This is a genomic window from Paracoccus sp. R12_2 (assembly GCF_017744015.1).
GTDB lineage: Bacteria > Pseudomonadota > Alphaproteobacteria > Rhodobacterales > Rhodobacteraceae > Paracoccus.
On the sequence record NZ_JAGHRA010000013.1, the window covers coordinates 29,830 to 51,164 of the forward strand.

Consider the following 21,335-nt stretch of genomic DNA (forward strand, 5'->3'; position numbering starts at 1 on the left):
CTTTCCGGTTGGTTGCGTTGCCCTGAACATATGTGCCGCGCCGGGGATTGCCAGAGGTCCGGGCGTGACAGATTGACAGGGGCTTGGGCGAAGTGCCGCGCGCTGCGGCCTTGCAGACGGCAGGGCGCGGTGCCACCTTCCCAGCAACACTCTACAGGAGGACAGCGATGAACACGCTGCTGGACAAGCGCAAATTCTATATCGACGGGACATGGGTCGATCCGGTCAAGGTCAGCGATCTTGAGGTCATCGACCCTTCGACCGAAGAGCCGGTGGCAGTGATCAGCCTGGGCGATCAGGCCGATACGGACGCCGCGGTTGCCGCCGCCAAGCGCGCCTTTCCCGCATGGTCGCGCACCAGCCCGGCCGAAAGGCTGGCCCATGTCGAGAAGATCCTTGAGGTCTACAAGAGCCGGGCCAAGGACATGGCGTGGGCGATCAGCCACGAAATGGGCGCGCCGCAGGACATGTCGCTGGAAGACCAGACCGGCGCCGGGATCTATCACATCACGAATTTCATCAACGCGTTCAAGGATTTCAAGTTTGTCCGTCCGCTGGGGAACCACGCGCCGACCAGCATGACCGCGTGGGAGCCCGTGGGCGTGGTCGGCCTGATCACGCCCTGGAACTGGCCGATGAACCAGGTCACGCTGAAGGTCATCCCGGCGCTGCTGGCCGGCGATACGGCGGTGCTGAAACCGTCCGAGATCGCGCCGCTGTCCTCGATGGTCTTCGCCGAGATCATCCACGAGGCCGGGTTGCCGAAGGGCGTCTTCAACCTTGTCAACGGCGACGGGACGGGCGTCGGCACGCAGCTGTCCACCCATCCCGATGTCGAGATGATCAGCTTCACCGGCTCGACCCGCGCGGGGATCGCGATCACCAAGGCCGCTGCCGACAGTTTGAAGAAGGTCTGTCTTGAACTGGGCGGCAAGGGCGCGAACATCGTGTTTGCGGATGCCGACGACAAGGCGGTGGCGCGCGGTGCCACGCATTGTTTCTATAACAGCGGCCAGTCCTGCAACGCGCCCACGCGGATGCTGGTTGAACGGTCGGTGTATGATCGCGCGGTCGAGACGGCGGCGAAGGTTGCCAACGACACCGCCGTGGCCGCGGCCCATCAGCCGGGCGCGCATATCGGCCCCGTCGTCAGCAGGGGGCAGTGGGAAAAGATCCAGGACATGATCCAGACCGGCATAGACGAGGGCGCGCGCCTGGTCGCCGGCGGACCGGGCCTGCCCGAGGGCGTGAACCGCGGCTATTTCGTGCGGCCGACGGTTTTCGCGGATGTCAGCAATGACATGGCCATCGCGCAGCAGGAAATCTTCGGACCGGTGCTGTCGATCATTCCCTTCGACAGCGAGGAAGAGGCGATCCGGATCGCCAATGACACGCCCTATGGTCTGACCAACTATGTCCAGACTCAGGACGGCGCGAAGCGCAACCGGGTTGCAAGGCAGTTGCGGTCGGGCATGGTCGAGATGAACGGCATCTCGCGCGGTGCCGGATCGGCCTTCGGGGGCGTCAAGGCATCGGGCCGCGCCCGCGAGGGCGGCGTCATGGGCCTTGAGGAATTCATGGACAGCAAGGCCATCAGCGGCTGGGACCGCGACGCCTGAACCCCTGCGCGAGCAGGTCGCGCGAAAGCGCGGCGGTGTTGGCCGCCGCGCTTTTTAGGGCTGTTGGCGGGACGGCTGCGATATGGCCATGATCCTGCCGGTCTGCTAGCGATGTTCAGACACATCAGGGCAGGGGCGTGATGGGGCTTTTCGAATGGGTTCGCCGCGCACGTCGCGATCAGGGCAGGCGAGCAATGATCCGTGCGCTTGAGACGGCGGGGGTCGTGCCGACACCGCTGGGACTTTGCCTTTCGGGTGCCGAAAGCCGGCGTATCTTCGTGATCTCGAACGGCGAACTGGACTGCGCCGACCGGATCGCCCGACAGGCAAGCGACCGCGACCTTGTGGTTCAGTTCAACGGTTGCCGGCATTTCGACAGCTTCCAGGGTTCGGCGGCCGAACTGATCTATTTTCTGCATGTCCGGCCGGTCGGGGGCCGGATCATCGGCGGCGACGTACTGGCCCGGCGGATCGGCAGGAATGACTTTACACAGGGGCAGCCCGTCGCGATCGCCTGCCACGGCAGCCGCTTCGTCAGCCCCGATGCGATCGCGCGGGCAAATGACCAGCGCCTTCCGCTTCTGGATTACGATGCGCTGATCGCGGAATCGGCCGCTGCGATCCCGGCGCGGATCATCCCGTCGATCGGCTTCACCGCCGTTCTTCTGCTTCTGCACATCAACCGGCTTCGCGTCTCCTGCGGACTGCCCGCGCATCAGATCGTGCTGGCGGGCTTTACCGGCGCCTATCCGCATGCCGTATTCGTTCGCCACGATTTCGCGTTCGAGCAAGCCTATTACGAAGGCAGGCGCGATCTGTTCTGCGTGGATCAGGATGCGCAGGTTGTGCCCTATCGTCCCGCCGATGATCGGGTGCGGTCGAACCTGCGCAACATGATTCCTCAGGGGTTCGACCTCATGCAGGCCGACAGATCGTCGCTGATGAGCCTGCTTTCGAAATCGGCGTTCCACGAGGGCGATACCGAATTGTCGGCCGAACTGTCCAGATACGCGCTGTGGTTCGAGCCACGTCATGTTGGCGGCAACCTGCGTCTTCTGCTGGATGCAGAGGTCGCGGCCGAGGACCGTCAGGATTATTCCGACGCGCAGGTGCAGGTGATCGTGCCGCAAAAACCGGACGGATACCGGCTGATGCCGCTGAACGGGGCAAGACGCATTCTGGAACCCGTCGATTTCACCGTGGGAATGCACGTGTTCGACCAGCGTTTCGGTGATCACGGCACCTATTCGTTGCGCGGGCCCGATACCGTGCGAAGGGTCCTGATCCTGAACCACACGGTCTGGCTGAAACCCAATGCCCAGCATCTTGGTTGCCGGATCGTGTCCGAGCGGATCGAGCAGGAACTGACCGCGCGTGGCTTCGAGATCGCCGGATGGGCGAACAGCCTCGAGGGGCTGAACAGGATCCTGTCGTCCGACCCCGATCTGGATTTCGATACCGTCGTGATCAACGGCGAAGGCACGCTGCACCATGCAAGGCCGCGGGCCTTCGAGATCCTGATGATGGGGCAGGCCCTGGCACGGCGGGGAAAGGCCGTGCACCTCGTGAACTCGCTCTGGGAAGAAAACCCCGCGCATTTCCTTGAACCCGTGCGGCAGTTTCGGTCCGTGACGGTTCGGGACCGTGCGTCTGCGGCGGCGCTTGCGCGGGCGGACATCAAGGCCGGCTATGTCCCCGACCTGTCCTGGAGCCATCCTGTGCCGCCAGCCGGGTCCAACGGCGACGGCGCGGGGATACGGGTTCAGGACAATGTCCTGCGCGACAGTTGCAGGCTCCTTGCTGCCGCGGCGCGCAAGACCACCAGCCCGTTCTTCGTGATGGGTCGGCATCTGTTCGAGATCCAGCAGGAAATCATGTCGGGCGACGATCCTCTGCGGCTGCCCAAGGTTCTGGAGCCGGGGGATTTTCAGGATGCGGGCTGCTGGATCAGCGGCCGCTATCACGGCACGATCCTTGCGCTGCGTCATCGCCAGCCCGTCGTGGCGCTGGAATCGAACACCGCCAAGCTGCGGCAGCTTGCCGAAGAAATCGACCTGCCCGACATCCTGATCGGGACACCCGAGACTGGGGATGCGGGCCGGTTCTGGGATTCGGCGCGTCGGCAACTGGACAGCTATCCGGCTGGCTGGATGGCGCGGGTCGATGCATTCGAGGATCTAGCCCGGCGCAGTGCCGCCGAGATGTTCGACCGGATCGCCGATTGATCCCCGCTCACCCGGTTTCGGCCAGAAAGATGTAGCCCGCGCCGTAGATCGTCTTGATCAGGCGGGGGTTCTTCGGGTCTTCGCCCAGCTTGGTGCGCAGCCGCGAGATCCGCACATCCATCGCGCGGTCGAAGCTGTCGCCCGCCGCTCCGCCCAGGGTTTCCAGCATCTGGCTGCGGGTGATCAGCCGGCGGGGATTGTCGGTGAACATCCGCAGAACCTCGGCCTCGGCATGGCTGAGCGGGGTTTCGCGCCCGTCGGGCGCGATCAGAAGGTAGCGGTCGAAATCCGCGGTCCAGCCCGCAAACCGCACCGTGCTGCTGCTGCCGCGCGGGGTCTGCGCGGGGCGGCGCAGCCGGGCGCGGATGCGCGCCACGACCTCGGCCGGCTCGAACGGCTTGATGATGTAGTCATCGGCGCCCAGTTCCAGCCCGGTCACCCGATCCTGCACCTGGGCACGGCCCGAGATGATGATGATCGCCGCACCCGATTCGGTGGCCAGCCGGTGGACCAGCGCCAGCCCGTCGCGGTCGGGCAGGCCAAGGTCGATCAGGCAGGCATCGGGGGTGATGCGGCGCAGTGCGGCCTCGAATTCGGTGGCGCGGGCGAAGCTTTGGGTGCGGAAGCCGGCATCTTCCAGCGCCGCCGACAGAAGCCTGCGAATCTCGGGCTCGTCATCCAGAATGGCGATCAGCGGGGTGTCGGTCATGCGGGCATCCTTGCATCTGCCAGCGCCGTGGCAAGCCGGGCGGGCGTGAAGGGCTTGGTCAGCACCGGCACGGTGGCACCGGCGCGAAGCGGGTCCGTGGCGGGTAGCGAGGTCATCAGCACGACAGGCAGCCCCGCAACCAGATCAAGGCCCAGCCCGTCGCCAAGCTGGATGTCCGACAGGATCATCGTCAGGCCGGGCAGGTCGGTCATGCTGCGCGCTTCGTCAAGGCTGGCGGCTTCCAGCACGGCGTGGCCCAGCCCTGTCAGCATCTCGCGGATATCGGCTCGGATCGTGTCGTCATCCTCGACCAGCAGCACCATCTGGCGCGCGACAGGGCGCAGCGGCAGGCGCAACGTGACACGCGCGCCGCTGTCGGTGTTGTCCAGCCGCATGGTGCCGCCGACCAGCTTTGTCTGGTCGTAGACCATCGACAGGCCAAGCCCCGAACCCTGGCCCTTCTTGGTCGAGAAGAACGGCTCGGTCGCGCGGGCCAGCGCCTCGTCCGAGAAGCCGGGCCCGGTGTCGGTGACGCCCAGTTCGATCCATTCGCCGCTGACGCGGGCGGTCAGGGTGATGCAGCCCGGCCCGTTGATCGCCGCGTTGGCGTTCAAGATCAGGTTCAGCAGCGAATCCTGCAGCGCGCCGGGGTCCAGCAGCAACTGGTCCTTGGGCAGGTCCAGACGCAGGATCAGGGTGGTACCCTTGGTCAGCGAGGGCCGCGCCAGCGTGCCGAGGTCGCGCAGCAGCGCGGGAAGATCGACGGGCTGCAGCGACAATTCGCGCTGGCCGCTGATCTTGGCCAGCCGGTCCAGCAAGGTCGCGCCGCGACGGGCGGCGGCCAGCGTCGCCTGCACGTCCTGCGCCGCGCCTTCGGGCAGGTCCAGTGCCGCAAGCCGGCCCTGCAGCCCCAGGATGATGGTCAGAAGATTGCCGAAATCATGCGCCATCCCCGAGGTCAGCTGCGCGGCCAGACTGCGCTTGCCGGCATGGGCCAGCGCCTCGCGGGCCTGCACCTCGGCGCTGACATCGGTCGACAGGATATAGACGCCATGCCCCGCCCGGTCGGGGGTCAGCGCGATACGGATACGGCGGCCCGAGGTCGGGTGCGTGATCTCGAACACCTGCGGATCACCGGCCAGCGCCCGGTCCAGCCAGGGCTGCAATGTGGCGAATGTCGCCGTTCCCAGCGCGTCCCTGACGGTCTGGCCGACGATCTCGCCCGCCGCGCCGGGAAAGATCGACGGCAGGCGGCGGTTCGAGAACGTGTAGCGGTAATCTGCATCGACATGCGCGATATGGGCCGGAACCATTTCCGTCACCTGGCGGGTCCGCGCCTCGGTCCGGGTCAGGACGCGCTGCGCCTCTTGCAGGGCGGCGTTGGTGGCGGCCAGTTCGCGGTTGGCGGCGGCCAGGCGTTCGGCGTGATCCAGCACCTGTTCGCTGAGTTCCTCGGACCGGGCGCGCAGCAATGCTTCCTGCCGCTTCATGTCGGTGATGTCGGTATAGACCGTCACCCAGCCGCCCTGGGACAGCGGCGCGCCCTCGACCGCGACCCAGCGGCCATTGGCGCGCATCCGTTCAAAATAATGCGGCTGAAAGGTCCGGGCCTGTTCCACGCGGAAGGCCACGGCGGCGTCCGGATCGTCCTGGGGGCCGTATTCGCCGCGTTCGACCAGAAAACGGATCGTATCCTCGAAGCTGGTGCCGGGGCGGGTCAGCGGTTCGGGCAGGTCGAACATCGCCTGATACTGGTCATTGGCGACGGCCAGCCGCAGATCGGCGTCGAAGATCGACAGCGCCTGCCCGATCAGATTCAGCCCGGAGCGGGTCAGGTCGGCGCGCAGCCGTTCCGATGTCATCGGTGCCGTCCGCTGGTTTCAGGGCGCTGCCCCATGCTTTCGCGTGTCACGTCGGATCCTCCCCTGCGCAGCGATAGCACCGCGGCGCGATCCGCAAAAGCGTCGTAACATTTCGTTGGATTTCCGAAAAACTGCGGCAATGATTGGCGGCAACAGTGGGCGCGTCCGGGGCACGGAGGAGGTGTCCGGGACAACGCGGCAGGAGACCGCGACAAGGGAGGATACATGACGGACCCGCAGGCGCCGACAGGCGAATTGCATTCGATTCCTGCGCTGTTGGCGCGGAACGTGGGCCGTTTCGGCAATCGGCCGGCCTATCGCGAAAAGGAATTCGGCATCTGGCAAAGCTGGACCTGGGCCGAGGCAGCCGATGAGATCCGCGCACTGGCGCTGGGGCTGCTGGTCCTGGGCCTGAAGCCGGGTGACTATGTGGCGATCATCGGGCGCAACCGGCCCGCCCATTACTGGGGCATGATCGCGGCGCAGATGTGCGGGGCCATTCCGGTGCCGCTGTATCAGGACGCCGTCGCCGAAGAGATGGCCTATGTGATGGATCATTGCGGCGCGCGTTTCGTTCTGTGCGGCGATCAGGAACAGGTCGACAAGGTGCTTGAGGTCGAAGAGACCGTGACCGGCATCGAACAGATCATCTACAACGACAAGCGCGGGATGCGGAAATACGACCATGCGCGCATGAACGCGCTGTCCGATGTGCAGGACGAGGGTCGGGCCGCGGCGCAGCGTCTGGGCGCGGAACTGGACGCAAGGATCGAGGCGCTGGATTACGACAGCACCTGCGTGATGCTGTATACCAGCGGCACCACCGGCAAGCCCAAGGGAGTGGTGCTGTCGAACCGCAACATCATCGAGACGTCGAAGAACAGCGCCCAGTTCGATCATCTGAGCCAGCGCGAAGAAATCGTCGCTTATCTGCCGATGGCCTGGGTGGGCGATTTCATCTTTTCGGTCGGACAGGCGCTGTGGGCGGGGTTCACGGTGAACTGCCCCGAAGGCGCGCATACGATGATGACCGACATGCGCGAAATCGGGCCGACCTATTTCTTCGCGCCGCCGCGGGTCTTCGAGAACCAGCTGACCACGGTGATGATCCGCATGGAGGATGCCGGACGCGTCAAGCGTTGGCTGTTCCGGCATTTCATGGAGGTCGCGCGCCGGGTCGGTCCGGCGCTGCTGGACGGCAAGCAGGTCGGGACAGGCGACAGGCTGTCCTATGCGTTGGGCAAGCTGTTCGTCTATGGTCCGCTGAAAAATACCCTGGGCCTGTCGCGCGTTCGCGTCGGTTACACCGCGGGCGAGGCGATCGGACCCGAGATCTTCGATTTCTATCGCAGCCTCGGCATCAACCTGAAGCAGCTTTACGGCCAGACCGAGGCATCGGTCTTCATCACCCAGCAGCCCGACGGGCAGGTGCGGTCCGACACGGTCGGCGTGCCCAGCCCCGGTGTCGAGGTCAGGATCGCCGAGAATGGCGAAGTCTTCTATCGCAGCCCCGGCACCTTCGTCGAATATTACAAGAATGCCGACAGCACCGCCTCGACCAAGGACGCGCAGGGCTGGGTGGCGACCGGCGATGCGGGGTTCTTCGAGGATGCGACCGGGCATCTGCGGATCATCGACCGCGCCAAGGATGTGGGCAAGATGGCCGACGGCAGCATGTTCGCGCCCAAATATGTCGAGAACAAGCTGAAGTTCTATCCCAACATCCTGGAAGCGGTCGTGATCGGCAATGGCCGCGATTACTGCACGGCGATGATCAATATCGACCTGAACGCGGTCGGCAACTGGGCCGAGCGCAACAATATCGCCTATGCCAGCTATCAGGAACTGGCCGGCCATCCGCAGGTCTATGCGACGATCAGGGAACATGTGGAGGCGGTGAACAGATCCGTCGCCGAGGATCCGATGCTGTCGGGCTGCCAGGTGCACCGATTCCTGGTGCTGCACAAGGAACTGGACCCCGACGACGGCGAAATGACGCGGACGCGCAAGGTCCGGCGCGCGGTCATCAACGACAAGTTCGCCGATCTTGTCGCCGCACTCTATGACGGGTCGGACAGCATCTATACCGAAACCGAGGTCACCTACGAGGATGGCCGCAAGGGCAAGATCACAGCGACGCTGAAGATCGAGGATGCACAGGTCTTCGGCGATGCGCAGGGGCAGAAGGTGGCGGCGGAATGAACAGGGCGGTGATCACCTACAAACCCAGCTATGTCAGCGGCGGCCTGATCGCGCTGGCGGGTCTGGTCCTGGCCTGGTTGCTGCCGGGCTTCCTGCCGGTCTGGATGAGCGATCTTGTCGCCGGCGCCCTGACCGGCGGCTTCGGCGTGGCGTCGGCCAGCCGGCTGTGGCCGGGACTGCCGTTGAAACAGATGATCCAGTATGGCCCTGCGGTGGCGCTCTACGGCGTCGTCATCGGCCTGATCGCGGGGAACTGAGCCGATGTTGGACAAGACCGAAGGCTATACCACCGCCGATGGCCGCCAGATCGGTGGCGTGCTGATGGAAATGAAGAACATCACGCTGCGCTTTGGCGGCGTGGTCGCGATCAAGGATATCAGCTTCGACATCCGGCAGGGCGAGATCCGTGCGATCATCGGCCCGAACGGCGCCGGCAAGTCGTCGATGCTGAACGTGATCTCGGGCTTTTATCACCCGCAAGAGGGCGAGGTCTGGTTCAAGGGCTATCGCCGCGGGCCGATGAAACCCTATGAGGTTGCTCGGCTTGGCATTGCGCGCACCTTCCAGAACATCGCGCTGTTCGACGGGATGAGCGTGCTGGACAACATCATGACCGGTCGCCTGAACAGGATGAAATCGGGGCTTCTCAGCCAGGCGCTGTGGTGGGGCGCCGCCGAGCGCGAGGAAAACGAGAACCGCGAACAGGTCGAGAAGATCATCGACTTCCTGGAAATCCAGAACATTCGCAAGACGCCGGTCGGGCGTTTGCCCTATGGCCTGAAGAAGCGGGTCGAACTGGCCCGCGCGCTGGCCGCCGAGCCGCAGATCCTTCTGCTGGACGAGCCGATGGCCGGCATGAATGTCGAGGAGAAAGAGGACATGTCCCGCTTCATCCTGGACGTGAACGACGAATTCGGCACCACCATCGCGCTGATCGAACATGACATGGGCGTGGTCATGGACCTGTCCGACCGGGTGGTGGTGATGGATTACGGCCGAAAGATCGGCGACGGCACCCCGGACGAGGTGCGGCGCAATCAGGACGTGATCGACGCCTATCTGGGGGTGGCACATGACTGACGACACCAAGCGGGGGACCGAGTGATGGACCAGTTCTTCTTTGCCGCCGAGGTGCTGGCGAACGGGCTGATGACAGGGGTCATGTATGCGCTGGTCGCGCTTGGCTTCGTGCTGATCTTCAAGGCGTCGGGCGTGTTCAACTATGCGCAGGGTGTTCTGGCACTGTTCGCGGCGCTGACGCTGGTCGGTATCCAGCAGGGGCAGATCCCCTTTGCGCATCTGATCAACGCGGCCTTTGGCACCAGCCTGCATCATTTCGGCTGGACGGTGCCTGCGGTGTTGGCCATCGCGCTGACTGCCGGGGTGATGGTGGCTCTGGCCTTCCTGATCGAAAAGCTGGTCCTGCAGCATCTGGTAGGACAGGAACCGATCATCCTGTTCATGGCGACGATCGGGTTGGCCTATTTCCTGGAAGGCCTGGGCGACGTGATGTGGGGCGCGGACATCAAGACGCTGGATGTCGGTCTGCCGCAGGGCATCTCGGACGCGATCGAAGGCACCACCGCCGAATGGTTCGGCTATGGCTTCTTCATCGACCGGCTGGACATCTGGGCGACGCTGATTGCCGCTCTGCTGGTCGCGGCGCTGGTCGCCTTCGCGCAATACACCAAGCAAGGCAGGGCGATGCGGGCCGTGGCCGACGATCACCAGGCGGCGCTGTCGGTGGGGATCAGCCTGCGCTTCATCTGGGTGATGGTCTGGTCGATCGCGGGCTTCGTCGCTCTGGTCGCGGGCATCATGTGGGGCACCAAGTCGGGCGTGCAGTTCAGCCTGTCGCTGATCGCGCTGAAGGCGCTGCCGGTGCTGATGCTGGGCGGCTTTACCTCGATCCCCGGCGCCATCGTCGGCGGGCTGATCATCGGCGTGGGCGAGAAACTGTTCGAATTCTTCATCGGCCCGATGGTCGGCGGCGCGACCGAGAACTGGTTCGCCTATGTGCTGGCGCTGATCTTCCTCGTCTTCCGGCCGCAGGGCCTGTTCGGCGAACGCATCATCGAGAGGGTCTGACCATGGAGCGCGAGGCCGACGGAAGAACGGGTATTGGGACAAAGAAGAAGCCGACATCTTCTTTGCACAAGAAAACCAATGACATGACGGATGTGGCGGGAGGCTTCGATGCTGTATCGTGAGGCGGGCGATTTCAAGACGACCTATCGCGACGATGGCCAGACCTTTCCGATCCGGCTGGATCGCTGGGGATACTATGTCACGCTGGCTGTGGCGTTCGGCATCATCCCCTTCGTCATCAACGATTACTGGGCCAGCGCGGTTTTCGTGCCGTTCCTGATCTACGCAATCGCGGCGCTGGGGCTGAACATCCTGACGGGCTATGCCGGACAGGTCAGCCTTGGCACGGGCGGGTTCATGGCGGTAGGTGCCTATGCGGTCTACAAGCTGATGACCGCGTTCCCCGACATCAGCATCGTCATCCACATCCTGCTCGCGGGGGGGATCACCGCCATGGTCGGGGTGCTGTTCGGCCTGCCCAGCCTGCGCATCAAGGGGTTCTACCTGGCCGTCGCGACGCTGGCCGCGCAGTTCTTTCTGGTCTGGCTGTTCAACAAGGTGCCGTGGTTCTACAACTATTCGGCCTCGGGCCAGATCACCGCGCCCGAACGGACGATCCTGGGGCATGCGGTGACGGGACCGGCCAGCACGGCTTCGGCGAAATACCTGATCTGTCTGGTCTTCGTCTTCGCGCTGGCCTGGATCGCGCGCAATCTGACGCGCGGCACGCTGGGGCGCAAATGGATGGCGATCCGCGACATGGACATCGCGGCCGAGATCATCGGCGTGAACCCCCTGACCGCCAAGCTGTCGGCCTTTGCCGTCAGCAGCTTCTTCATCGGCATCGCCGGGGCGCTGCTGTTTGCGGTCTATCTGGGCGCGGCCGAGGTCGGCGAGGCCTTTGGCATCAACAAGAGCTTTCTGGTCCTGTTCATGGTTATCATCGGTGGGCTGGGAAGCATCTTCGGAAGCTTCGCGGGCGCTGCGTTCATGGTGATGATGCCGGTCTTCCTGAAGAACGTGCTGGTCGGCTCGCTGGGATGGCCCACCGATCTGGCCGCCCATATCGAACTGATGATCGTCGGCGCGCTGATCGTGATGTTCCTGATCGTCGAGCCGCACGGGCTGGCACGGCTGTGGTCGCTGACCAAGGAAAAGCTGCGGCTGTGGCCGTTCCCGCACTGACATGAACAAGACCGGGCAACCGGCAGAAGACAAAATTGGGAGGAGACCCGAATGAAGACCAAACTGACCGCTTTCGTGCTGGCCGGCATGGTGACCGCCGCGCCCGCGCTGGCCGACCTTGTCGTGCCCAATCTCAGCTATCGGACCGGCCCCTATGGGGCGAACGGGACGCAATACGCCGATGGGTTCAACGACTATTTTACGCTGCTGAACGAACGCGATGGCGGCATCGGCGGCGAGATCATCCAGGTGCCCGAATGCGAGACGGCCTATAACACCGAAAAGGGCGTCGAGTGTTACGAGGCCACAAAGGATACGGGCGCGCTGGTCTATAACCCGCTGTCCACCGGCATCACATATCAGCTGATCCCCAAGGTTGGCGTGGACAAGAAGGTTCTTTACACGCCGGGCTACGGGCGCACCTCGGCCAAGAACGGCAAGGTGTTCGAGTGGGTCTTCAACGCCCCTGCGAACTACTGGGACGGCGCCTCGGTCGCGATCAAGTATCTGCTGGACGAGAACGGCGGAGACCTGTCGGGCAAGAAGATCGCGCTGGTCTATCACAACAGCGCCTATGGCAAGGAGCCGATCCGCACGCTGGAAGAACTTGCCGCCAAGCACGGCTTCGAACTGAGCGCGATCCCCGTCGAGGCGCCCGGGCAGGAGCAGAAATCCCAGTGGCTGCAGATCCGTCGCGACAAGCCGGACTATGTCCTGATGTGGGGCTGGGGCGTGATGAACCAGGTCGCGATCCAGGAAGCCGCCAATATCCGGTTCCCGATGGAGAATTTCATCGGCATCTGGTGGGCCGGTTCGGAGATCGACGTGGGTCCGGCGGGTGCGGGGGCCAATGGCTACAAGTCGCTGACCTTCAACGGGGTCGGCATGGATTACCCGCTGTATGACGATCTGAAGACCCATGTTCTGGATACGGGCAAGGCCAGCCAGGGCGGCGAACATGTCGGCTCGGCCGTCTATTCGCGCGGCATGTATGCCGCCGTCGTCATCGCCGAGGCGATCCGCAAGGCGCAGGAACTGGCCGGAACGGCGCAGATCAATCCCGAACAGCTGCGCGAGGGGTTCGAGAATCTTGAGATCAGCACCGACCGCCTTGCCGAGATCGGCCTGCCCGATTTCGGTCCCGAGATCGCGCTGAGCTGTTCCAATCACGGCGGCAGCGGCATGGCGCGTATCCAGCAATGGGACGCCTCGGCCAAGACCTGGAACCTGATCACCGAATTCACCGAGCCCGACAACGAGGTTCTGGATCCGCTGATCGCCGCGGACTCCGAGGCCTATGCCAAGGAAGCGGGGATCACCCCGCGCGAGTGTAACTGATCACCGTCCCCGGCGGCCTTGCGCCGCCGGGGCACCGCAATCCGGAGGCCGTCATGTTCGATGCCGACACGCCAGAGACGCTGCTGGAAGTCAACAATATCGAGGTGATCTACAACCACGTCATCCTGGTGCTGAAGGGGGTCAGCCTGTCGGTGCCCAAGGGCGGAATTACCGCGCTGCTTGGCGGCAACGGCGCCGGTAAGACCACGACACTGAAAGCGATCTCGAACCTTCTGGCAAGCGAGAGGGGCGAGGTCACAAAGGGGTCGATCGTCTATCGCGGCGAACGGGTCGCCGACCGGAACCCGGCTGCGCTGGTCAAGCGCGGGGTCATTCAGGTGATGGAGGGACGCCACTGCTTCGAGCATCTGACCGTCGAGGAAAATCTGCTGACCGGCGCCTATACCCGTGCGGATGGCACGGCCGCGATCAAGCGCGACCTCGAGATGGTCTATGACTATTTTCCGCGTCTGCGGGAGCGTCGCAAAAGTCAGGCGGGTTACACATCGGGCGGTGAGCAGCAGATGGTCGCCATGGGCCGCGCACTGATGTCGCGCCCCGAGATGATCCTTCTGGACGAGCCGTCGATGGGGCTGGCGCCGCAGCTGGTCGAGCAGATCTTCCAGATCGTGAAGGCCGTGAACGAGGGCGAGGGCGTCACCTTCCTGCTGGCCGAACAGAACACCAATGTCGCGCTGCGCTATGCCCATTACGGATACATCCTGGAAAACGGTCGCATCGTGATGGACGGGCCGGCGGCGGCACTGCGCGAGAACCCGGACGTCAAGGAATTCTATCTGGGCATGTCGGACGAGGGCCGAAAATCCTTCCGCGACGTGCGCAGCTATCGCCGCCGCAAACGCTGGCTGGCCTGAGGAGATCGCGATGCCATCCCATTACGACGATCTGGAAACCCGCGATAACGCCGAGCGGCAAGAGGCGCTGGCGCGGGAATTGCCCGCGACGCTGGCCCGGGCCAAGACAGCGCCCGCGCTGGCCAGGCTGCTGCGCGAGGTCGATCCGGACAAGGTGAGGGACCGGGCGGCGCTGGCGCGCCTGCCGGTGGTCCGCAAGGCGGAACTGTCCGAGGCGCAGAAGAAATCGCCACCCTTCGGCGGCTATACCACCCGTCTGGCAGCGGAATTCGATCATATCTTTCAAAGCCCCGGCCCGATCTATGAACCGGGCCGACGCGAGGGCGACTGGTGGCGGCTGGGACGGTTCCTGCACGCCTCGGGTGTCGGGCGTGGCGATATCGTCCAGAACTGCTTCGGCTATCACCTGACGCCTGCGGGCATGATGTTCGACAGTGCCGCGCGGGCCGTCGATGCGGCCGTGCTGCCCGCCGGGACAGGGCAGACCGATCTGCAAGTCAGGGCGGCCGTCGATATCGGGACCACCTGCTATGCCGGTACGCCCGATTTCCTGAAGATCATTCTGGACCGCGCCGATGAGATGGGCGAGCGGCTGGCGATTACGCGCGCCGTTGTCGGCGGCGGGGCGCTGTTTCCGTCGCTGCGTCAGGGCTATGCGGATCGCGGGATCGTCACGCGTCAGTGCTATGCCACCGCCGATCTTGGCAACATCGCCTATGAAAGCGAGGCGGTCGAGGGGCTGATCGTCGATGAAGGCGTGATCGTCGAGATCGTGCGCCCCGGCACCGGCGATCCTGTGCCCGAGGGCGAGGTCGGCGAGGTTCTGGTGACCACGTTGAACCCCGACTATCCGCTGGTCAGATTCGCGACCGGCGATCTTTCGGCGGTTCTTCCGGGCACAAGCCCTTGTGGCCGCACGAATATGCGCATCAAGGGATGGTTGGGGCGCGCGGATCAGACCACCAAGATCAAGGGTATGTTCGTGCGCCCAGAACAGGTCGCTGCACTGGTGTCGCGCCACCCCGAGATCGCGCGCGCCCGTGTCATCGCCGACCGAGAGGGCGAGATGGACATCATGACGGTGCAGCTGGAATCGCCTGCCGATTCGGTCGACAACTATGCCGCCTCGGTGGTGGATACGTTAAAGATGAAGGGCCGTGTGCAGATCGTTGCACCGGGCAGCTTGCCCAACGATGGCAAGGTCATCGAGGACCGCCGCAGCTATGATTGAATGAAATGCATTTGATCCGTTAACTTGTTTGGCCGCCGCGCCGCAGCGACATTGGTTTCCGAAGTCTTGGAAACGGGTGGCGACATGGCGGCGGCAAAAGGTCCGAACGGACCCACGATCATCATAAAGCGGGGTGCCGCCGCGGCAGATTCCGGGCATCACGGTGGCGCGTGGAAGGTGGCCTATGCCGACTTCGTCACCGCGATGATGGCGTTCTTCCTGCTGATGTGGCTGTTGAACGCGACGACCGAAAAACAGCGGGCGGGGCTTGCCGATTATTTCAACCCGACCATCGTCCACACGCCCGGCGCTGCGGGCGACGGCGTCGAGGAGGGGGTCCGCCATGCCATCCTCGAACAGGTGCCCGACAGCGAGAAATCTGCCGATTTCGAACAGCTGGCCCAGCATGTCCAGCAGCAGCTGACCGGTACGGGTGCAGAATCCATGCAACTGTCGAACCTGCTGCGGCACGTCGTCACCCGCATGACGGACGAGGGGCTGGTGATCGAGCTGACCGACCTGACCGGAGAGCCGCTGTTCGTTGACGACACCGCCCAGCCCCAGCCCGCGCTGGTCGAACTGTCCAGGATCCTGGCGCGCGTTCTTGGCCATGTGCGCAACGACGTGGCGATCGCCGGTCATGTCCGATCCTATCCCGAGATGCTGGTGGCCTCGCCCGTCTGGGCACTGTCCGATGCCCGCGCGCACGCGGTGCGCAACCTGCTGGAACGCACCGACCTTGCTGAACGTCGCATTCAACGAGTGACCGGCTATGCGGACCGCAAGAACCGGTCGGCCAATCCGATGGATCCGGTGAACAACCGGATCGAGGTGATTTTACTTAGATGACCGGCCGCCCGCCGGTGCGGTTAGGCGAATCTTAAGCTGTCTGGCCGATAGTCGGCATCAACGCTGATGTGAAAAGGATCTACGCCCATGTCGATGTCTTCCGCGATGAGCGCCGGTGTGTCCGGCCTGGCGGCGAACTCCACCCGCCTGGCGACGATTTCGGATAATATCGCGAACTCGGGCACCTATGGCTACAAGCGGATGGAAACGGAATTCAACGCTTTCGTCCTGAATCAGAACCAGGTCGGTGGATTGCATTCGGCCGGTGGCGTCCGTGCCTCGACCTATCGGGACATCATGGACGGAGGCGCGCTGGAAACGACGTCGCATCCGTTGGATATCGCGGTCAGCGGACGCGGCATGCTGCCCGTCACATCGTCCGTAGATCTGGATAACGGGTTCGAGCAGTTGCCGTTCATGATGACCCGGACCGGCGCGTTCCGCACCGACGAGGACGGGGTGCTGCGAACCGAATCCGGTCTGGTGCTGTTGGGCTGGCCCGCGATGCAGGATGGGACCGTCCCCGTTGTCGGACGCGACACGATGGCTTCGCTGGAACCGGTGCGGGTTCCAGACCATCAGACGGCCGGCGATCCGACCACCGAGATCCATCTTGGCGTCAACCTGCCCGCTGCGCAGGCCAACCCGACCGGAACGGGCGATCCGCTGCCGACGCTGAGCGTCGAGTATTTCGGCAATCTTGGCACGTCCGAAGCCCTGAACATCGATTTCACCCCGGTGGCCGGTGCCGCGAATACCTGGACGATGAGTGTTCACGACACGGCGACCGACCCGGTGACGCTGGCCGGCAGCTATGAAATCACTTTCGACGATACACCGACCAGCGGTGGCAGTATTGCCGCCGTGACCACGATCACCGGTGCCGCCTACGATCCGGTCGAGGGGGTTCTGCCGATTGCAGTGGCCGGTGGCGGCAGCATAGACATGTTCATCGGCACGCCCCTTGGCGCGTCGGGCCTGCGACAGCTTTCTGCAAGCTTCTCGCCGACGAACATCGCCAAGAACGGGTCACCTGTCGGGCAATTGTCCAGCGTCGAGATCGACGAGGACGGCTTTATCAAGGCCACCTACGACACCGGGTTCGTAAAGACCCTCTACCAGATTCCGCTGGTCGATGTGCCGAACCCGAATGGCCTGATCTCACTGGACGCTCAGGCTTTCAAGGTGTCGCAGGATTCGGGAAGCTTCTTCCTGTGGGATGCGGGCGACGGGCCGACTGGAACGATCCTTGGTTTCGCACGCGAGGCATCGACCACTGACGTTGCTGCCGAACTGACCCATCTGATCCAGACGCAGCGCGCCTATTCGTCGAATGCCAAGATCATTCAGACCGTCGATGAGATGCTGCAGGAAACCACCAATATCAAACGCTGAGGATCCTAAGATCACCAGTCCAGGAGAGCCGGGATGAGTATTGCAAAGGCGCTGAACAACGCCGTGTCGGGCTTGACCGCAACAGCGCGGGGAACCGAGACTGTGGCGTCGAATCTGGCCAACATCATGACCCCGGGCTACGCCAGACGCGAGGTTACGCAGAGCGCGCAGACCCTTGGGGGCTATGGCGGAGGGGTCAGGATCGACGGCATTTCTCGTGCTGTCAACGCGACTTTGGTGGCCGAATCCCGTCTTGCCCAGTCGGGCAGCGCAGACGCCCGGACGCGGCTCGATTTTCTGTCGCAGATGGGCGACATCGTCGGATTGCCTGGCGAGGAGGGTGCCCTTTCGACAATCCTCGGCGAATTCACGAATGCCCTCCAAGCCGCCGCGACGCGCCCGGATGACGAATTGCGTCTGGCCGGGGTCGTGGATGCCGCCGAACGGCTTGCTGAACGGCTGAATGCGGCGTCCGGTGCCGTTCAGGATGCGCGTGCCGCCGCCGACAGGGCCATAGAATCCGAGGTGGCGACCATCAACACCAAGCTTGAGCAGGTGGCATATCTCAACCGCCGCATCGCGATCATCGAAAGCGAAGGCAACGATCCGTCGTCTCTTCTCGATCAGCGCCAGGCGGCGATCGATGCGATCGCGGAAATCGTTCCTGTTCAGGAAGTGGCGCGCGACGGCGGCAGAGTCGCGCTTTTCACGACGGGTGGTGCCGTTCTTCTGGACGGCAGCCGACCAAGTCGGTTCGAATTCTCGGCGGTCGGACAGATGACGCCTGACCTTTCGGTCGGTACCCCACCGGTCATGCGGATTTTGCAGAACGGGATCGAATTGTCCGCTGCACAGATGCGGTTATTCGAGGGGGGCTCGCTGGCGGCGCATTTCGCGGTGCGTGATCAACTGGCCCCGCAGATGCAAATGGAACTGGACGCCTTAGCCTTCGATCTTCACGAACGCCTGGCGGATGCGGCGATCGATGCGACTTATCCCGCGACCGCACCCGGCCTGTTCGCGGATGGTGGCGCGCGTGCGTCACTTCCGACGATCACAGGGCTTTCGGCGCGAATCACGCTCAACCCGCTTGTGAACCCCGACGCGGGAGGAGAGCTTTTTCGTGTCCGTGACGGGCTGGGAAGCGCGTCCTCCGGTCCCGTCGCGGATTCGACATTGCTGCTTGCCATGGCGGACGCGCTGAGTGCGTCGACCGCGTTCGCGGGTGGCGCTGGTTTCGAGGGAAATGGCTCACTGTCGTCGCGATTCTCAGAACTTGAATCGCGCGTCGCCCTTCGACGGGTCGCTGCCGAGTCGGAAAGTTCGGTGCGAAACAGCAGGTCGGAAACCATTTCGGGCCGCCTGATGGCCGATGGCGTGGACAGTGACGCCGAAATGCAGCGCCTGCTGCAATACGAACAGGCATACGCCGCGAACGCCCGGGTCATCCAGGCGATCGAAGAGATGATGGATCAGATACTGAGGCTTTGAAAATGAGCGTTCACTCCATAGGTGATCAGGCGCGTGCCTTCGCGCTTCAGGCGGCGTCCTATCGTCTCAAGACGACACTGGCGACGCTGACCGATGAAATGGCAACCGGCGAGGTCGCGGATCTCGGTCAGCGGCTGAACGGAAACACCCAGGTGCTGGGGCATATCGAGGCGCGCATCACCGGTCTGGACCAGTTCAGGCGCAATGCGACAGAAGCTGCCTTGATCGTCCGGGGCATGCAGGATGTGCTGGTGTCGGTTCAGTCGGACGTGGGCGCGTTGGGCTTGTCGCTGGTCGCTGAACCTTTCAACGAGACCGAATCGCTTCTGGAGATGCGGGCCGGAGAAGTCGCCGGAGCCTTCGAGACGGCGGTGGCCCGCTTCAACCGGTCGGTCGGAGACCGCTTCCTGTTTTCGGGATTGAACAGCGATATGGCTGCCCTGGCGCAGGCGTCCGAGATCATGGACGCGCTTGAAATGGCAACGACGGGCCTGACGAACGCTGCTGATATCGCACAGGCGGTATCGGAATGGTTCGACGCGCCGCAGGGGGCTGGTGGCTTCCTGGATGTCGCCTATCAGGGGACGCTTGGCCAGCCACAGAGGATCGAGATCGGAGAAGGCGAGGCGATCGGTTTGTCCACAAGTGCTGCAACGCCGGCGTTGCGGGATGTCCTCAAAGGGCTTGCGACTGCCGCCTTGGTGGATCGCGGGGTCCTGGCCGGCCAGCATCAAGAGCGGCGTGACCTGATGCAGATCGGGGGTCAGATCCTGCTGGACAACAACAGCAACCTGCTGAGCGAGATGGGGCGCATCGGCCTTGGGCAGCAAATCGTCGATCGCGCGCAGACCGAAAGCGCATCAGCGCTTGCGACGTTGCAGATCGCAAGGAATGACCTGCGTGCGGCGGACCCCTACGAGACAGCTGGCGCCCTGAAGCAGGTCGAGGCGCAGCTCGAGGCGCTTTATGCCGTCACCGCCCGGCTTTCCTCTCTCAAACTTGTGGATTTCCTGCGGTGAACAGAATTTGTGTCATCTTGCTGATGCTTCTGCTGCCCGCCAGTCTTGCGGCGGCACCGGTTCGGGTCAAGGATCTTGCCGATTTTGATGGCGTCCGGGGAAATGACCTTGTCGGCTATGGCTTGGTGGTGGGCTTGGATGGGACCGGCGACGGGTTTCGGAATGCCCCTTTCACCGAGGAAATGCTGGCGAGCCTGCTGGAACGGCTGGGTGTCAACGTGACCGACGACGCGTTGCGTTCAAAGAACGTCGCCGCTGTTGTCGTCACGGCGACGTTGCCGCCCTTTGCCCGTTCGGGCAGTCGGATCGATGTGAGCGTGTCGACGATCGGCGATGCCAAAAGCCTGCTTGGCGGCACCCTGGTGATGACCCCCCTAAAGGCTGCGGACGGAAATATTTATGCTGTCGCGCAGGGGTCGATCATCGCTGGCGGCGTGTCGATCTCGGGCGAGGCAGCGCGCGTCGTCCAAGGTGTTCCAACGGCTGGATCGATCCCGGTTGGCGCCCGGGTCGAGCGTGAGGTCGAGTTCGACTTTGCAGAGGTGCAGAATATTCGCATCGCGCTGCGCAATGCCGATTTCACCACCGCTACGCGAATCGAGGATGCGATAAATCGTGATTTCAATCGGCGTTTGGCGGTCACTCAGGACAGCGGCACCGTCGTGGTCGAATTTCGTGAACTGGGCGACGTCAATCCCGCGCGGGTTGTCGGCCGGATCGAAAACCTTCTGATCGAACCAGAGGACCGTGCGAAGGTCGTGATCGATCACAAGGCCGGGACGATCGTGATGGGAGAGCGAGTTCGGATTTCTCGCGTCGCGGTATCGCAGGGAAGCCTGACGTTGCGCGTCAGCGAAGCGCCGGAAGTGTCGCAGCCCAATCCGTTTGCGGAAGGCGAGACGGTGACCGTGCCCCGCACCTTTGCCGAACTGCGCGAGGAACCTGGGATCGGATTTGCGGAAGTTGCCGGAAACACATCGCTGAGCGATCTTGTCGAAGGGCTGAACGCCTTGGGTGTGAGGCCTAGAGACATGATCGATATTCTGAAGTCGATTCATGCCGCCGGTGCGCTTCATGCCGACCTGATCGTGCAGTAGATACTTGCAGGATCGGGGCGTTCGCGAGCGCATTCTGGTCCTGCCGTCAACAGACCTCTCGAATGGCAAAAGATTTGCTGCTGACAAGAACGTGACGTTGCCCAAGGGTTTAGCGATGCAGCCCATCGCGCCACGGTCCAAGTCCGGCTG

General features: G+C 63.6%; 17 protein-coding genes. 15 read left to right on the forward strand and 2 right to left on the reverse strand.

Going from position 1 to position 21,335, the window contains the following annotated elements; all coding sequences use genetic code 11:
- The first annotated feature begins 176 nt into the window (after window positions 1-176).
- Both J7359_RS14620 and J7359_RS14625 read left to right on the forward strand, forming a co-directional pair.
- A complete protein-coding gene (locus J7359_RS14620) occupies window positions 177-1,619 on the forward strand; it encodes an aldehyde dehydrogenase family protein (RefSeq protein WP_209057828.1) in 1,443 nt (480 codons plus the stop codon).
- 194 nt (window positions 1,620-1,813) lie between these two features.
- Window positions 1,814-3,844, forward strand: coding sequence for a hypothetical protein (locus J7359_RS14625; protein ID WP_209057712.1), 2,031 nt, complete (start codon window positions 1,814-1,816; stop codon window positions 3,842-3,844).
- A gap of 7 nt (window positions 3,845-3,851) precedes the next feature.
- On the opposite strand, the gene J7359_RS14630 is transcribed toward J7359_RS14625, so the two are convergent.
- Complete coding sequence (locus J7359_RS14630) at window positions 3,852-4,553, reverse strand: response regulator transcription factor (protein WP_209057713.1); 702 nt, start codon at window positions 4,551-4,553, stop codon at window positions 3,852-3,854.
- The gene (locus J7359_RS14635) at window positions 4,550-6,415 is read right to left on the reverse strand and encodes a PAS-domain containing protein (RefSeq protein WP_209057714.1); all 1,866 of its coding nucleotides are present in this window, start codon (window positions 6,413-6,415) and stop codon (window positions 4,550-4,552) included. Before J7359_RS14635 ends, J7359_RS14630 begins: the two co-directional genes overlap by 4 nt.
- A 225-nt stretch (window positions 6,416-6,640) precedes the next feature.
- Here J7359_RS14635 and J7359_RS14640 point away from each other — a divergent pair, with 225 nt between their 5' ends.
- The 13 genes from J7359_RS14640 (at window position 6,641) to J7359_RS14700 (ending at window position 21,185) form a co-directional block, all read left to right on the forward strand.
- Window positions 6,641-8,617, forward strand: coding sequence for an AMP-binding protein (locus J7359_RS14640; protein WP_209057715.1), 1,977 nt, complete (start codon window positions 6,641-6,643; stop codon window positions 8,615-8,617).
- Window positions 8,614-8,874, forward strand: coding sequence for a hypothetical protein (locus J7359_RS14645; RefSeq protein ID WP_209057716.1), 261 nt, complete (start codon window positions 8,614-8,616; stop codon window positions 8,872-8,874). The genes J7359_RS14640 and J7359_RS14645 overlap by 4 nt, the downstream gene beginning before the upstream one ends.
- A gap of 4 nt (window positions 8,875-8,878) precedes the next feature.
- Window positions 8,879-9,697 carry an ABC transporter ATP-binding protein gene (locus J7359_RS14650; RefSeq protein WP_209057718.1) on the forward strand — a complete coding sequence of 273 codons (819 nt, stop codon included), beginning with the start codon at window positions 8,879-8,881 and terminating at the stop codon, window positions 9,695-9,697.
- 24 nt (window positions 9,698-9,721) lie between these two features.
- Entirely contained in the window at window positions 9,722-10,705 is a 984-nt protein-coding gene (locus J7359_RS14655; RefSeq protein ID WP_209057720.1) for a branched-chain amino acid ABC transporter permease, read from the forward strand.
- A 108-nt stretch (window positions 10,706-10,813) separates the two neighbouring features.
- Window positions 10,814-11,890, forward strand: a complete 1,077-nt coding sequence (locus J7359_RS14660) for a branched-chain amino acid ABC transporter permease (protein WP_209057722.1) — start codon at window positions 10,814-10,816, stop codon at window positions 11,888-11,890.
- Window positions 11,891-11,941: 51 nt separating this feature from the next.
- The gene (locus J7359_RS14665) at window positions 11,942-13,228 is read left to right on the forward strand and encodes an ABC transporter substrate-binding protein (RefSeq protein ID WP_209057724.1); all 1,287 of its coding nucleotides are present in this window, start codon (window positions 11,942-11,944) and stop codon (window positions 13,226-13,228) included.
- A 53-nt stretch (window positions 13,229-13,281) separates the two neighbouring features.
- Entirely contained in the window at window positions 13,282-14,103 is an 822-nt protein-coding gene (locus tag J7359_RS14670; RefSeq protein WP_209057726.1) for an ABC transporter ATP-binding protein, read from the forward strand.
- A gap of 10 nt (window positions 14,104-14,113) precedes the next feature.
- Complete coding sequence (locus tag J7359_RS14675; protein ID WP_209057727.1) at window positions 14,114-15,334, forward strand: phenylacetate--CoA ligase family protein; 1,221 nt, start codon at window positions 14,114-14,116, stop codon at window positions 15,332-15,334.
- 84 nt (window positions 15,335-15,418) lie between these two features.
- Window positions 15,419-16,183 (forward strand): flagellar motor protein MotB, encoded by a 765-nt coding sequence (locus tag J7359_RS14680; RefSeq protein WP_209057728.1) that lies wholly within the window; start codon window positions 15,419-15,421, stop codon window positions 16,181-16,183.
- Between the two features lie 87 nt (window positions 16,184-16,270).
- Window positions 16,271-17,578: a flagellar hook-basal body complex protein gene (locus J7359_RS14685; RefSeq protein ID WP_209057729.1), complete on the forward strand. Its 1,308-nt coding sequence runs from the start codon at window positions 16,271-16,273 to the stop codon at window positions 17,576-17,578.
- Between the two features lie 33 nt (window positions 17,579-17,611).
- On the forward strand, window positions 17,612-19,069 hold the full coding sequence (gene flgK, locus J7359_RS14690) for a flagellar hook-associated protein FlgK (RefSeq protein WP_209057730.1): 1,458 nt from the start codon (window positions 17,612-17,614) through the stop codon (window positions 19,067-19,069).
- A gap of 2 nt (window positions 19,070-19,071) precedes the next feature.
- Window positions 19,072-20,088 carry a hypothetical protein gene (locus tag J7359_RS14695; protein ID WP_209057731.1) on the forward strand — a complete coding sequence of 339 codons (1,017 nt, stop codon included), beginning with the start codon at window positions 19,072-19,074 and terminating at the stop codon, window positions 20,086-20,088.
- Between the two features lie 23 nt (window positions 20,089-20,111).
- Complete coding sequence (locus J7359_RS14700; protein WP_247740433.1) at window positions 20,112-21,185, forward strand: flagellar basal body P-ring protein FlgI; 1,074 nt, start codon at window positions 20,112-20,114, stop codon at window positions 21,183-21,185.
- The last annotated feature ends 150 nt before the right edge of the window (window positions 21,186-21,335 follow it).